Source organism: Planococcus maitriensis, assembly GCF_003289925.1.
GTDB lineage: Bacteria > Bacillota > Bacilli > Bacillales_A > Planococcaceae > Planococcus > Planococcus maitriensis.
In genome coordinates this window covers 128,787-142,899 of record NZ_QLZQ01000003.1, presented here as the reverse complement: position 1 = coordinate 142,899, position 14,113 = coordinate 128,787, and the positions used below count along the sequence as shown (strand labels likewise).

The window sequence follows — 14,113 nt, the reverse complement described above, 5'->3', positions numbered from 1 at the left end:
ATATAATTGAACAGAACGGGAATACTTTTAAGTAGAATTGTTTTTTAAAAGGAGGAACACGGAATGGATTTTCAACACCAAGATAATCGAATCGCATTGCTCGACGGCTCGGAAGAAGTCGGTTTTGTCAGTTACGTCGATAACGGTGATGTGCTGACCGTTGACCACACCGAAGTGGCACCGCAGCTCAGCGGTCAAGGCATGGGCAAAGAGCTGGTGGGCAAAATGGTTGAGCACGCAAGAAACGAAGGCAAATCAGTAGACCCCCAATGCCCCTATGCCAAAAAAGTGATCGAACGCACCGAAGAATTTCAGGACGTCCTAGTGAAATAAAGAATTGAAGAATAAAAAAGGCAGCCGCATTGGCTGCCTTTTTTGAGTATTGAGAAACTCTAAATTTTTCAAAACTTTCCGTGAATCGTGAATCGATTGCCCAATGCGAAAGTCCTTATGTTCAACTTTCGCTTTGCTCAAGCCTCACATAAAAGATGTGCTCCCACATCTGCGCGGCAGATGCGTCGCAAATGAATGAACTCAGCGGATGCTTCATTCATTCCCTCCTTTTTTTATTATCGGAAATCGCCGTCCGCTACATTGTAGAGGTAGCTCCAGTTGTCCGCTTTATGCAAATCGTGGAATGTCAGCTTATCGCCGGTGCCAAGGGTCACTTCTTCGCCGATGATGGCGACGACCATGGCCGTTCCTGCGTTATCCAGGTTCAAATAGACATCGCCGATCGACGGGCGGATCGAGCTTCTGTCGCGCAAATCTTCTGCGAGCTGAGCATCATGCCGCTTCTGTTCTTCGGATACTTTCCCTTTGTCGTAATACGCAATGTCGTTGCTGCCTTGCTCTTCTCCTGGGACCATCACGAAGAATTCTCTCGACTTGACCGTATTTTGTCTTGTCGTGATGACATTCTTCCCTTCGACCGACTCGATCTTCTCGAACTCGTTCAAGGAATAATGGTCCATATAATCCGGGTCGGGCTTGGCGATCAGGATGTATCCGCCTTCTTCTGCCGATACGTCTTCGCGCAAGGTGTAGCGCTCCCCGAAGAACAGGAACGAATCCATATGTTTCGGCTTATAGAGCGACACTTCGTCAGCGCGGCTTGCCACTTGCTCCATGTCCTTGACGCGGAACATCAAAACCGATTTCTTAGCGAGCGGCTTGACGGAATAAACTTTGTGCAATTCGTTTTTGTAGTAGACGAATTGGCCTTTTCGTACTTGAAGTAATTTCATTCTTTCCCCTCCGATACTATCAGTGCTATGGACCATTTTAGAGTAAATAATGCAGGAAGTCCATGCAGCCGAACGATTTATCTGCTATTGTGAAAACATCCCAAGATTCTGTAAAAGGAGTGACCGGCATGGACTATGAAAGCCGTGAAGAATTTATCATCAAAAAATACCAGCAAGATGAAGAAACGATGGTCCGCGTCTTTGTGCAATGGTGCGTCAACCATAAAATCGACCCGCTCGCACTGTACACGGCAGCGTATCCGGCACAGGCTGAGAATCAGCTGTTGAAAACCGCGATGGAAGAAACCGAATCGTTCGAATACGACATCGACGGCGACGTCCTGCTCGAAGTGCTCCAGTCATTCGGTAACGATGACTTGGCATTTGAAGTCGCAAGCGCCATGGAGAAATTGCCGCGCGAGGAATAGCTTAGCGGTGTCCTTTGCGCGCCAATTCCTTCGCCTTGTTTTCGATATGGGTCGTGCGCAAGTTTTCCAGGCGGTTCGAGGAGACACGGCTATAGATGCCGTCGAATTTCGATGCCGTTTTTAATTCCTTGCTTTCCACGTCCGCCACGTCTTCCGGTTCCGAAGGCGTCCGCTCTTCCACTTCCTTTGTTTCTTTATCCATCGCGAGTTCACTCCCTTCCGCAAACAAATCCCTTTTTTCAACCGTTCCCTTGAATCGCCGGAGATAAACTTCCAGCCCCCTGTACGAGAAAAAGAACAGCCGGATCTGCATCCGGCTGTTCTTTCTTATGTTTATGTTTATCTTCATCATTTCGTGAAAGTCGCGATGGTTTGCCGCTGATGGTCGAGATACTTCGCCAGTTCCAGCATGCCGTATGTGCCTGCCACGGCTTCTGCATCGGCATTGTAATTTGTGTTGGTGTTGACATCGTAAGTGAACAGCTCACCACCGGCATTTCGGATAAATTCGATGCCCGCCACTTCGATGCCGCTTTCTTGAAGAAAACGTTCGTACTTGGCGATGATCGGATCATCAAAGCCTTCGATGACCTGGAATTTGGGGCGCGTTTCCGATGCGCCGTCTGCCGGGCAAGAAATGTCCTCCAAACGGCAGGCATCGGCTGGGCATAATTCGAAGCCTTCCGATGTATCCACACGCACCGCATAAAGGAATTTGCCGCCGATAAACTCGCAGCGCGTGATATACGGCTCAGGTGATTGAATGTATTGCTGCAATAAAGTGATGCCATCCACGGATTCGTCGAATTCATCTCCGCCCACGTATTCCTCCAGCGCTTCCAATGAATGGAACAACCGGACGCCAAGCCCTTTTCCGGCGCGGTTATGCTTGGTGATAAACGATTCGCCCTTAAAAGCGGACGCCGCTGCAAGAAGCTGTTCCTTCCCGCTCGCCGCAACCGTTTTCGGCGTCTGGATGCCGGCAGCATCAAGTGCCATGTACTGGTTCACCTTGCTCACTTCAAGCCGGAGTGCCCGGCTGCCATTGACGATGCGGCGGTTGTGGCGTTCGAGCCATGCAATTTTCGCTTCGGCCATTTCTGGCGCGAACCGATGCCCTCTCGTATGCGAAGAAGCGCTCATGCGGTTATAGAATATCCCTTGGGGCGGCTCGTCCATCAAATCGACCGTCCCTGCATCAGTAAACCAGTCTACATAAGGCACCCCGAGTTCTTCCAAGCGCCGGAATAAATGGACCGTCCATTCTTCGTTTTCATGAATCACATAAACTTTCTCCGTCATTCGGATTCCTCCTCAGGAATAGAGCTTTGAATATATTGAGCATACAGCATCACGTGAATCCCTACAAGTCCTATAGACTTTAAAGAATAAAGCGCATGAAAAAAGCCGGAGTTCTCCGGCTTCCCTTTCAAGAAGTGAAAGTCGATGGCATCAAGACGGCGACCACTTCACCGTTTGCAACTTTCACATCCCCCGCAAACACTTCCACATTCACTTTGAACTTTTTCGGATGGATCTCCTCGACTTTCCCTACCGCTTTTAAAGTCTTGCCTTGCGGCGTCGGTTTCAGGAAATCGACATGCAATGAACCTGTCACAAAACGCGGCGGCTCTTCCCCGCTGCCAGGCTCATGCCCGTTTTTGCGGTGAAGGGCGAGTGACGCCGAACCCGTACCGTGGCAATCCACAAGCGAGGCCAATAACCCCCCGTAAACAAATCCCGGAATCGCCGTATGTTCTTTCCGCGATTCATAATAAGTCACTGTTTCGTCGCCGTTCCACCCCGTCCGGAGATGAAGCCCGTCTTCGTTCAGGCGCCCGCATCCGTAGCACCAGGCGAAATCTTTTCCATACTCGTCTTGGATTGCATGTTCTACCGTTTCACTCAATCTCGTCCACTCCTTTGGCTAAGTCATCCTATGCTCTATTCCACATCGCATCGAAAGATGCCTGCCAGAACACATAGAAAAAGCATGATCCGATCAACTCGGATCATGCTCTTCCTTACCTTATCCCCCGATTCGTCCGTGGAGGATTTTCGCACGCGGAAAATTTTATTCAATTCTTCTACAAACGTACATGTTGGCGATGTAAAACTCCCGCCTATGCAGTTTAATGGCGCTGGCCGTCTTTGGATTTCTCACATATACCTCTCAGTGATCAATAGACTTTGCAGCCAGGCGTTCAGTTGCACTTACACAAAAAACCTACCTGTTACTGTTGAAACTTCTTAGGCTGAACCATTTTCATCTGGTTCCCGACAAGAGCTATATCGCCAGTAAAGCAAATTTTCCGCCAAGGCTGTGCATATTCTCGCCAGAAGGCGATTCCGGTAAAAACCGCTCGTGTCTTCTGACGGTCATTCCGCCTTGTACTGATTTATACCCGCCTTAATTATCGCTCAAACATCTTTTTCGTAATTTTCTTATTAATTTTAAAACTTTTTTACTTTTCGTGATTTGGACATTATACTTAGCATTAGTTCGACATCCGGAATACAAGGGAGAGAAAATCATTGGTTAAAAGTTTACCGCCACGTTCAGAAATACCTATAGAAGAAACATGGAACTTGGAAAGCTTGATGGCAAGCCCCGAAGCATTCGAAGCCGCTTTGGAAGAGATCGACGAGGAAACAGCAGTCTATGCCGAGAAGTTCCAAGGCCAGATCACCGACGCCCAGTCGGCCCTGGAAGCACTTGAGGACTATCTCACAATTGCTGAAAAGTTGGTCGCTCCAGGCACTTATGCCAGCCTGTCCTACAGCACAGACCAAACCGATACGGAAGCTCAGATGCGCGCCGGAAAATACAGCGCCTTTTCCGCGAAAATCGGCAGCCGGCTCGCTTTTGTGGCGAGTGAGCTATTGGAATTGCCGGAAGACACGCTAAAACAGGCGATGTCAGAGTCCAAGGAATTTGAAGGCTATTTAAAGAAATTGCTGCGCAAAAAACCGCATCAATTGCACCCTGCCGCCGAGAAGGCGTTGGCTTCCTACGCCTCTGTCTTCCAGGCGCCTTACGAACTGTATAATACGACGAAAATGGTCGACATGGATTTCCCCGATTTTGAAGCCGGCGGCAAATCCCACCCGCTCAGCTATGTGTCGTTCGAAGGCGACTGGGAAGCGGAAACCGATACCGGGCTGCGGCGCACTGCCTTCAAGGCATTTTCCGATAAGCTGCGTGATTACCAGCACACGACGGCGAAAACCTACGATATGCAATTGCAGACCGAAAAAACGACTGCCGATTTGCGTGGCTATAAAGATATTTTCGAGTACCTGCTATTCAACCAGGAAGTCGACCGCACGCTTTATGACCGCCAAATCGATTTGATCCAGACGGAGCTCGCGCCGCATATGCGTAAATACGCACGCCTGCTTCAAAAAGCGCACGGCCTGGATAAAATGACCTTTGCCGATTTGAAGATTTCCCTGGATCCGGAATACGATCCCGAAATTACGGTCGAGGAATCGAAACAGTACATCAATGATGCGCTCGGGATTATGGGGACGGATTATCTAAATATGGTGGAGCGGTCCTATGATGAACGCTGGATCGACTTTGCCCAAAACAAAGGCAAGTCGACCGGCGCGTTCTGTGCGAGCCCTTATGGCGACCATCCCTATATCCTGATTTCCTGGACCGGGCGCATGAATGAAGTCTTCGTCCTCGCTCACGAATTGGGCCACGCAGGCCATTTCTACCACGCGAACCGCAAACAGAACCTGTTCAACGCGCGCCCTTCGCTATACTTTATCGAAGCGCCATCGACAATGAATGAAATGCTTGTGGCGAACCATTTGCTGAAGAATTCCGAAGACCCGAAATTCAAGCGCTGGGTCATCTCATCGATTGTCGCGAGAACCTATTACCATAACTTCGTCACCCATTTGCTAGAAGCGGCCTACCAGCGCGAAGTGTATAAAAAGGTCGACGCTGGGGAAAACGTCAATGCGGGTGTGCTTAACGCATTGAAACGCGGCGTGCTCGAACAATTCTGGGGTGACGATGTGGAAGTCACAGAAGGAGCGGAACTGACATGGATGCGCCAGCCGCATTACTATATGGGGCTATACCCGTACACTTACAGTGCCGGCCTGACCATCTCCACGCAAGTATCGAAGCGCATCTTATCGGAAGGCAAGCCCGCTGTCGACGAATGGATCGAGGTATTGAACGCAGGCGGCACGAAAACGCCTGTCGAACTTGCCCAAATGGCCGGCGTCGACATTACGACCGAACAGCCACTGCGCGACACGATCGCCTATATCGGTGAATTGATCGACGAACTCGAACGCTTGACTGAAGAAATCGAACAGCAAAATTGATACAAAACAGGCGGCGTAAAGGATTGCCCTTTACGCCGCCTGTTTTTAGTTTGACCGCACGAAGCGGATCATGATCTGTTCGATAACAATCGCGATGATGGTGCCTGAAATCAAGCCATTGGATAAAATGGCCGCGACAGCTGAAGGTAGCCCGGCCATGCTTTCCGTCGGGATGAACATCAAACCGACTCCTGTCATCAGGCCGAATGCCGCCACTTTATAAGATTGCTTGCGGTTCGGTTCCACTTCCAGCTCATTGAACGCCATTTCCACCATTTTAGAGAAAATCGCGAAGATGACCGCGTATGCGACCGGGGCCGGCAAGGAAGCGAGCACCGCCATCAATTGCGGGAACAAGCTGATTCCCGCGACGATGACGCTGCCCGCGATGAACGGCCGGATTCCCGGGGTTCTGGTCGCGCTGACAAACCCGGCTGCACCGGAAATCGGAACAGGGCCGACAGAAGAAAATAGCCCCGCAAGCAGATGGTTTAAACCGGATGCTACCGATGCCTGCTTCATGCGGTCTTCTGTCTGGATGGAAAAAGCGTTTTTCAACAAGCTTTCCATGACACGGACCGAAGCCATCATATTGGCGATGAGCAGGACGGTCAAAAAAAGCGTTGTGACAAGCATTCCCCCGTCAAAGACGAGCGGGCCAAAGACCAGCATATCGGGGAATGTGATCCACGCCCCCTCAGTTCGGGGAATGCTCGGCGCTTTGCCAATCGCCCAAAACAGCAACCAGCCAAAAGCGATCGACAGCAGCACGGAATAACGGCTGATGAATGCTGAACGGTAGACCATGAAATAGAAAGTGGCCAGGACGACGGCAATTGCTGCCAGCAACACCCGCACATCCAATAAATCCCCTTCCGATGCAATACCGAACAAGCCTTTCATGATCGATTCACTGATCTGCAAAACGAGCAGCAACAAATAGACGAAGGTGACAGTCGGGGTGAAAAACCGTTTCAGCTTATCGACCACTCCCGTCACCGCGAACACGATGAATAAAATACCGCTATAGAACAAGCCGCTTTGCAGCACTTGCAATGATTCCTCGGCAGTTGAATATAAGACGCCGACAAGCCCGGCGTAGACGATGAACACGCCCCACCATAAGCCGGCCGGCCCTTCGTTGATCGGCAAGCGGTGCCCGATGAAGGCCTGGATCAGGCCGGCGATGCCGAGGACGAAGATGGTGCGCTGCAAGAACAGCGCAGTATCGGCGGTGTCCATGCCGAAAATGTTTGCGATGGCTATGGGGGCTGCAATGGAAGAAGCGATGAGGAAAATCGCCCATTGCAAGCCGCCCGCTAAATTTTTTGTCATGATGGCAACTCTTTTCATTTAAAGTATTGTTTCAGTATACACCCTCCGTTAACTAGAAAAAGCCCTGAAGCGTCAGGGCTTTTTCGTGGGCGGGCCGTTTGTGTCCTTCGGCTCTTCCCGTGTATTCGGAGTCGCTTGTCGTTCCGCTTGCGTTTGTTCACTAGAATCTTTCCGCATCTCGCCGCGGTCGTAAATCACCGGATAGCCTTGCTCGTTTAATTTTTTGACTTGCTTCCGTGATGCTTTCATCAAAAGACGGACGATCAGGATCGATAGGATGAAAATGATGACGACCGAGATGATTCCCGGAATATATTCTGATTTATCTTCAGGAAAATAGAGAAAGTCCATAACATTATTACCACCTTTAAACTTCAAGTTTCCCTAGTATTATACATGAAGCCGAGCAGCTGCTACCGCCGGCAAGGTGAACATTTCATGGCAATCTGACAGCATGCGTTACTGCTTGTTTCAGGATTTCGTAAGAACGCACCCGCTTGTCCTGGTCGTAAATATACGATACGGCCATCAATTCATCGATCGGCAACGAACCGGCAAAACGGCCGATCTGCTCTCCCAATTGCTCGGCATTCCCTTTAAATGTATAGCGCGCCATCGATTTGACCATCGCTTCTTCCGCGTAGCTCCAACGGCCATCCATCGTCTCGACAGGCGGCATCAATGGGTTTTTCGTGCCGCGGACGACGTTCAAGTAAAACTGGTCGCTCGACGTTGAAAGCTGCTCCGCTTCTTCTGCGCTCTCGGCACCGACTACATTCACACAAGCAATGACGTACGGTTCGGACAACGTATCGGACGGCTCGAAGCGGCTGCGGTAGATGGCGACTGCCGACTCCAGCTGCTGCGGGGCGAAATGCGCCGCAAACGCATATGGCAAGCCAAGCTTCGCTGCGAGCACAGCACTCGATGTGCTCGATCCGAGGATGAACAGTGGCACTTCCGTTTCCACGCCTGGATAGGCTTTCACGGATTCCTGTGCTTCGAGCGGGCCAAGATAGCGCTGTAATTCTTCGACATCTTCAGGGAATTGGAATGCAGTTTCCTGTGTTGTCCGGCGAAGTGCGCGGGCGGTTTGCATATCCGTTCCCGGCGCTCGGCCGAGGCCGAGATTGACACGTCCCGGATGCATCGTTTCAAGAGTGCCGAATTGTTCGGCGACAACGAGCGGCGTATGGTTCGGCAGCATGATGCCGCCGGAGCCGACTTCGATCGTGTTGGTCGCTTCGAGCACTTTGGAAATGAGAATCGACGTCGCGGAACTCGCGAGCGTCGGCGTGTTGTGGTGCTCCGACAGCCAGAATCGTTTATAGCCGAGCTGCTCGGCATGGCGTGCGAGGTTTTTCATGTCTTCGAACGCTTGCTGCATCGGATAGCCTTGGCGTACTGGGACCAGGTCAAGGATCGAAAGCGCAAGTTCTTTTGTTTGTTGTGTCATGTGTCAACTTCCTTTCATCCAATTCGGATGATATAAGGATAGGAGGAAATTCCTTCAAATTCAAACTATCTGCTTCCCTTATAAATGATAGCTTTTGCCGATTTCAGCGAATGACACATCGCCGCTGTATGTTTTCTTCGCTTCCGCAAGGATTTCGGATAGATCGCCGTACTGGGGTAAATGAGTCAGCAGCAGCTGCTTGGCCGAAGCTTCTGAGGCGAGTGTCCCCGCCTGGCTGCCGCTCATATGCCCTTGGATGATGCCGAGGTATTTCTCGTATAAATTCGATTCCGCCACGAGCAAGTCAGCTGATTCGGCAAATGGCACGAGTTCGTCTTTCCAGGCAGTGTCGGCCGTGAAGACCGCTGACCGCTCCCCGTTCGTAAAACGCATCGCCAGGCAGTAGACAGGATGGTCCGTCTCGCAGAAGGTCACCTGGAACGGCCCAAGTTCGAGCGTGTCGCCTACCTGGATCGCACGCCCTTCCGTCACGCCTTTATAGGACAACGCAGCGAACCCCTCTTGGTCTTTGTCATGCGCATAAATTGGCAAAGGCACATCCCACTCCTTCAATTGCATGCCGACCATCGCCGCATGCTGCAAGACGCCGATATCTGCCACGTGGTCGGGATGGTAATGGCTGATGACGACCGCATCGATGTCTTTCAGTTCCGTATAGTTCTGTACAGCCGCCACGACCCCGCTGCCGCAGTCAAGCAGGCAGCGGTAGCCGTCCTGTTCGATCAAGTAAGCGCATGTCGCTTCGTTTTTATTCGGATAGCCGCCCCAAATACCGATCGGCGTAATCTTCATGGTCACCACTCCTCCAGTTTTCCCCAGTATATCATTTCAGCCCCCGCCGCATAGTTTAAGAGTTTTGGCACGTGGTATATAGGAAGCAAGAAGAAAATATTGGAGGGATTCGTTTTGGTAATTAAACTATCAGTTGAAAACGCAGTGCAAGCAAAAGCAGAAATCGAAAAACTTGAATCGCAAGGGTTCACACATGACGACATCTATATTTTCGCCCATGACCCGAAACGCACGAAAGACATCACGAAAGCGCTCGATACGGAATCGGTCGGCATGAAAGAACAAGGCTTCCTTGACAGCATGAAGAACATGACTTCTTCACGCGGAGATGAATTACGCGCGAAACTGGAAGCTTCCGGGCTGACGAAAGAAGAGGCAGAAGAATACGAGGAAGTGCTCGACACCGGCAAATTGGTGATTGTAGCGAATAAGGACCACTCATAATCAGCTAAACCCCTTGCGGCAGCTTGCCGCAAGGGGTTTTATTATGCCTTGCGTTTATCCCTTTCCATAAAATGTTATATCACAAATATTATTTAGCTACATAGCCCTTACTGAATAACTAGTAAAATACTCTTGTTTTCCGAATTAAGTTTGTGAAAACGTTTTAATTTTGCTATATTTGAAAAAGGTTAATTTTCAAATAAGTACATTTGCACGCTTAACGAGGGGGAGCAAAATGTTTAAGAGTATCAAAATGGGGAGCGCCTTCATCGGGATTATTGTCGGTGCCGGTTTCGCTTCCGGACAGGAAATCCTTCAGTATTTCACCAGTTTTGGAATCATGGGGACCGTGGCAGCCGTGGTCGCTACCGCGCTTTTTGCTTATCTGGGGATGAGTTTGACGCGCCTCGGCAGCCGCATGCGCACCACTTCCCATAAAGAAGCCATTTTCGGCATCAGCGGGCGATTAATCGGCACCATTGTCGACTACATCATCATTTTAACCTTGTTCGGCGTAGGGGTGGTCATGATCGCCGGAGCAGGTTCGATTTTTTCACAACAGTTCGGCTGGTCAGCTGCTCTTGGCAGCACCGTCATGGCGGTTTTGATCATCTTGACGATTATGCTGAACGTTCAAAAAGTCATCAATATCATCGGGAGCATCACGCCGTTCCTGATTCTTTCAGTAATTGCGCTTGCGATATACAGCTTGGTGACCATGGACGGTTCGTTTTCGGGGCTTGAATCCATTGCTAGAGAACAGGAATCGGCTGTCGGAAGCTGGTGGCTTTCTGCCATCAACTATGTTTCCTTCAACATTGCGGTCGGCGCTTCGATGGCCATCGTCATGGGTGGTACAGAAAAAGATCCGAAAATCGCGGCTCGCGGTGGATTGATCGGCGGCCTTGGCCTCGGAATCTTGATCATCCTGAGCCACTTGGCTATTTTCTCGCAAGTCGACGTGGTCGGCACGGCTGAAATGCCGATGCTGCAAATTGCGGATGACTTGTCGCCTGCACTCGGTGTCTTTATGTCGGTCATTTTGTTCGGCATGATCTACAACACGGGTGTCAGCATGCTGTTCTCCTTCTCCGCGCGCTTTATCGAGATGGGGACTGCGAAATTCCGCATCTTCGTGATCATCGTCGGCGTCATCGCTTACGTACTCAGCTTTGTCGGGTTCACGAAACTCGTCAGCATGTTCTATCCGGTGGTCGGATACTTAGGCTTGTTCCTGGTCGGCGCATTGATCTATGCCGACATCAAGAAGCCGAAACGGCAAGAAACACGCGCAGAAAAAATCAGACACCAAAGCACATGATTGTGCCTTGGTGTTTTTTCATGGTATCGTTACTATAGGGTTTTCAAAAAATGAGCCTGGGATGGGCCCATGATTTTTCAGCAAACCGAACGGAGGAATAACTGATGAGCGAAACCATTCAATTGAACGGCCGCCAAATCGAAACGGATCAGCTTGAACTTTGCAGCTTGGCGGATGGCCGCAGGCAGCTTTCGTGCGATTTCAAAGTGACAAGCGATGCCTACCATGACATTGCCGTCCTGTTGTATGAAATGAATTTCCGTGTCGGCTTGCCGGCTGAAGGCTTGGAATTCGACGCTGCCATTTCCAATTACTTCACCGATACGACCAATCTCTATAAAGGCAATGAAGTAGCGGACTATCATCTGGAACTGACCGAACTTGCCTCCACTTAACAATCATCACAAGAAAAGCGTATGGAGAAAACATCTCCATACGCTTTTTCATTTCCGCTTGAATCGGCTGCCTGTGCTTTTGTTGCGTAAACGCGCCATCAGCTCTCCAGCTTTTTCTGTGCGCTCATTCGTCTGCGCAAGATCCGCTTCGATATCCACGACGCGCCCGTCTTCCACGCTCAGCGTAAACCACATGCCGCGCCTGCTGCCCTCCGGCAAATAGCGCAGCGGCACACGGAATTCACGCCCGGCTTGTTCTGCGATGATGACAGCCACGCCGCCATCTTCAAAACGATCCAATACCCCTCTCATCTGCTCACTCCCCTACACAAGCTAATCCCTGTTCTTTCAATCCAGCCAATTTCCCTTCGCCGATGCCGCTGACACGCGTCAAGTCATCGAGCGTTTCAAATGGGCGTTCTGAGATGATCGCTTCGGCCAATGTTTCTCCGATTCCTGCCAGTTCCGTCAGTTCCGCAGTGGAAGCCCCGTTGATGTCCACACAGCGGTTGCTGCCTTCTTTGGCAACCCCTTCCCTGTCGGTTTCAACGCTGTATTCCTGTCCGTCCGTTTCGACGATGATTGTGCCATTGACGTCAGTACCATACACTTCCGCTCCTTCGTTTTCCACTAATGCCAGCACTTCAGCGTAAGGATGGCCATACGGATTGTCGATTCCGGCACTGTAAATCGCCACATCAGGATTGACAGCCTGCAAGAATTCCCGGCTCGTAGATGTATTGGAGCCATGATGGCCCATCAGCAAAATATCCGCTTCGAGCGGCAAGTTGCTGGCGACCATTTCCTTTTCCGCCTGGATATCGGCATCACCTGTAAAGATGAATGCCGTCTCCCCGTAACTGATGCGGAATGACAGCGAATCGCCGTTTGTGTTGCCGCTTAATTCCTCGGGATGCAGCACTTCGATCTTGAGCGAGCCGACGTCATACACATCCCCGCGCCGCGGTTCTTCGTAAGGAATTCCCGCTTCATCAACCGCTTCGAGCGTCCGGATGAACGTGTTGGAGGAACTCGGGTTTCCTGACATCCACACTTCCCCGACTTGGTAAGTTTCGATGACACGCGCCAATTGGCCGATATGATCGGCGTCGGGATGGGTCCCAACCGCGATATCGATTTTTTCGACTTCCAGTTTATCCAAATACATCAACGTGTCACTGGCGTTCCAGTCCCCGGCATCGATCAGCATCGAATAGCCGTCCCATTCCAGGTATGCGGCAGACCCTTGGCCGACGTCGATATAATGGACGGTGAGCCCTCCCTGCTGTTCTTCAGTTGCGTTTTGTTCGGGCTGTTCCGGTGCCGCCGGTTTCGGTTCCGCTGGTTCACCGAGCGGGACGCAGCCCGCTAACCCCAGCAACAAAACGGTGAGCCACATTATCTTTTTCATGTTTTCCACCTCTTACCGGAATTTTACCATAGCATGAGGAAAAGGCAGAAATTCCACGTAAAAAAGCACGGGAGCGCCCGTGCTTTTTTATGTGGACATATAGTCGCCACCGTTCATATGCAAAAACTGCCCAGTCATGTAGGAATTCTGCGGATCCGCCAGGAACACATAGGCTTTCACGAGTTCATACGGCTGGCCAGGGCGCCCGGCCGGCACGTCTTCGCCGAAATCGGCACCGACATCCGGGTTCAGATCCCCGAAAGTCTTGGTGATGAGCGGCGTCCAAATCGGTCCGGGCGCGATGCCATTGACCGCAATTTCCTCGCGGACAAGCCGCCTTGCCAAGGAACGGGTCATGGCGACCATCGCCCCGTTTGCCCCTGAATAGTCGATGAGATCCGAGTGGCCCCGGTAGGCATTGATGGAAGCGGTATTGATGATGCGCGATCCTTTCTTCAAATGGGGCAAAGCCGCACGCACTAAATAAAACATCGCGAACGCCTTGATCTCGAAAGTCTTCAGCATTTGCTCATCGCTGATATCGAGCGGCGAAGTTTGCGGATATTGGAACCCCGCGTTATTGACGACGATATCCACAGCGCCGAATTCATTAAGCGTAAAGTTTATGAGCGCGTCGCAATTCTCTGATTTTCCGAGGTCTCCGCCCAAAGCACGCGCTTCGCCGCCGTAGGATTCGATGATGCGCAAGGTTTTTCGGGCGCCTTCATCGTCATCGAGATAGCCGATGACTACACGTGCGCCTTCTTTTGCATAGGCAATTGCGACCGCCTGCCCAATGCCGCTGCTGGCACCGGTGACGATTGCCACTTTCCCTTCCAAAGCACCGCTTGCTTTGTAGTCAGCCAAATCGGTATTATCGAAATTTTCTTGTGCCATTGCTTATCCTCCTGTC

General features: G+C 51.0%; 17 protein-coding genes. 6 read left to right on the top strand and 11 right to left on the bottom strand.

Going from position 1 to position 14,113, the window contains the following annotated elements; all coding sequences use genetic code 11:
* Positions 1–63: 63 nt before the first annotated feature.
* Positions 64–333, top strand: a complete 270-nt coding sequence (locus tag DP119_RS09120) for a GNAT family N-acetyltransferase (protein WP_112232898.1) — start codon at positions 64–66, stop codon at positions 331–333.
* 236 nt (positions 334–569) lie between these two features.
* Here DP119_RS09120 and DP119_RS09115 read toward each other — a convergent pair whose 3' ends face one another.
* Complete coding sequence (locus DP119_RS09115; protein WP_112232897.1) at positions 570–1,247, bottom strand: hypothetical protein; 678 nt, start codon at positions 1,245–1,247, stop codon at positions 570–572.
* A 128-nt stretch (positions 1,248–1,375) separates the two neighbouring features.
* Here DP119_RS09115 and DP119_RS09110 point away from each other — a divergent pair, with 128 nt between their 5' ends.
* Positions 1,376–1,675, top strand: coding sequence for a hypothetical protein (locus DP119_RS09110; protein WP_101192117.1), 300 nt, complete (start codon positions 1,376–1,378; stop codon positions 1,673–1,675).
* 1 nt (position 1,676) lies between these two features.
* Here DP119_RS09110 and DP119_RS09105 read toward each other — a convergent pair whose 3' ends face one another.
* The 3 genes from DP119_RS09105 to DP119_RS09095 all read right to left on the bottom strand — a co-directional run bounded on the left by DP119_RS09105 (position 1,677) and on the right by DP119_RS09095 (position 3,584).
* On the bottom strand, positions 1,677–1,877 hold the full coding sequence (locus DP119_RS09105) for a hypothetical protein (protein WP_101192116.1): 201 nt from the start codon (positions 1,875–1,877) through the stop codon (positions 1,677–1,679).
* A 146-nt stretch (positions 1,878–2,023) separates the two neighbouring features.
* Positions 2,024–2,977, bottom strand: coding sequence for an ATP-grasp domain-containing protein (locus DP119_RS09100; RefSeq protein ID WP_112232896.1), 954 nt, complete (start codon positions 2,975–2,977; stop codon positions 2,024–2,026).
* Between the two features lie 127 nt (positions 2,978–3,104).
* Complete coding sequence (locus tag DP119_RS09095; RefSeq protein WP_112232895.1) at positions 3,105–3,584, bottom strand: PaaI family thioesterase; 480 nt, start codon at positions 3,582–3,584, stop codon at positions 3,105–3,107.
* 626 nt (positions 3,585–4,210) lie between these two features.
* Between DP119_RS09095 and pepF the strand changes: the two genes are divergently transcribed.
* On the top strand, positions 4,211–6,025 hold the full coding sequence (pepF, locus tag DP119_RS09090) for an oligoendopeptidase F (protein WP_112232894.1): 1,815 nt from the start codon (positions 4,211–4,213) through the stop codon (positions 6,023–6,025).
* Positions 6,026–6,070: 45 nt separating this feature from the next.
* Here pepF and DP119_RS09085 read toward each other — a convergent pair whose 3' ends face one another.
* The 4 genes from DP119_RS09085 to DP119_RS09070 form a co-directional block, all read right to left on the bottom strand.
* Positions 6,071–7,360, bottom strand: a complete 1,290-nt coding sequence (locus DP119_RS09085) for a purine/pyrimidine permease (RefSeq protein ID WP_112232893.1) — start codon at positions 7,358–7,360, stop codon at positions 6,071–6,073.
* A gap of 72 nt (positions 7,361–7,432) precedes the next feature.
* Complete coding sequence (locus tag DP119_RS09080) at positions 7,433–7,711, bottom strand: hypothetical protein (protein ID WP_112232892.1); 279 nt, start codon at positions 7,709–7,711, stop codon at positions 7,433–7,435.
* 85 nt (positions 7,712–7,796) lie between these two features.
* Positions 7,797–8,816: an LLM class flavin-dependent oxidoreductase gene (locus DP119_RS09075; protein WP_112232891.1), complete on the bottom strand. Its 1,020-nt coding sequence runs from the start codon at positions 8,814–8,816 to the stop codon at positions 7,797–7,799.
* Between the two features lie 78 nt (positions 8,817–8,894).
* Positions 8,895–9,629 carry an MBL fold metallo-hydrolase gene (locus DP119_RS09070; RefSeq protein ID WP_112232890.1) on the bottom strand — a complete coding sequence of 245 codons (735 nt, stop codon included), beginning with the start codon at positions 9,627–9,629 and terminating at the stop codon, positions 8,895–8,897.
* A gap of 114 nt (positions 9,630–9,743) precedes the next feature.
* Between DP119_RS09070 and DP119_RS09065 the strand changes: the two genes are divergently transcribed.
* From DP119_RS09065 to DP119_RS09055, 3 genes are all read left to right on the top strand, one after another.
* On the top strand, positions 9,744–10,073 hold the full coding sequence (locus DP119_RS09065; protein ID WP_112232889.1) for a YflT domain-containing protein: 330 nt from the start codon (positions 9,744–9,746) through the stop codon (positions 10,071–10,073).
* A 235-nt stretch (positions 10,074–10,308) separates the two neighbouring features.
* On the top strand, positions 10,309–11,394 hold the full coding sequence (locus DP119_RS09060; RefSeq protein ID WP_112232888.1) for a YkvI family membrane protein: 1,086 nt from the start codon (positions 10,309–10,311) through the stop codon (positions 11,392–11,394).
* Between the two features lie 104 nt (positions 11,395–11,498).
* A complete protein-coding gene (locus DP119_RS09055; RefSeq protein WP_112232887.1) occupies positions 11,499–11,789 on the top strand; it encodes a DUF3219 family protein in 291 nt (96 codons plus the stop codon).
* Between the two features lie 48 nt (positions 11,790–11,837).
* Here DP119_RS09055 and DP119_RS09050 read toward each other — a convergent pair whose 3' ends face one another.
* The 3 genes from DP119_RS09050 to DP119_RS09040 all read right to left on the bottom strand — a co-directional run bounded on the left by DP119_RS09050 (position 11,838) and on the right by DP119_RS09040 (position 14,097).
* Positions 11,838–12,101 (bottom strand): DUF3006 domain-containing protein, encoded by a 264-nt coding sequence (locus tag DP119_RS09050; RefSeq protein WP_112232886.1) that lies wholly within the window; start codon positions 12,099–12,101, stop codon positions 11,838–11,840.
* Positions 12,102–12,105: 4 nt separating this feature from the next.
* Entirely contained in the window at positions 12,106–13,200 is a 1,095-nt protein-coding gene (locus tag DP119_RS09045; protein WP_112232885.1) for an MBL fold metallo-hydrolase, read from the bottom strand.
* 87 nt (positions 13,201–13,287) lie between these two features.
* Positions 13,288–14,097 carry an SDR family oxidoreductase gene (locus DP119_RS09040; RefSeq protein ID WP_112232884.1) on the bottom strand — a complete coding sequence of 270 codons (810 nt, stop codon included), beginning with the start codon at positions 14,095–14,097 and terminating at the stop codon, positions 13,288–13,290.
* Between the last annotated feature and the right edge of the window lie 16 nt (positions 14,098–14,113).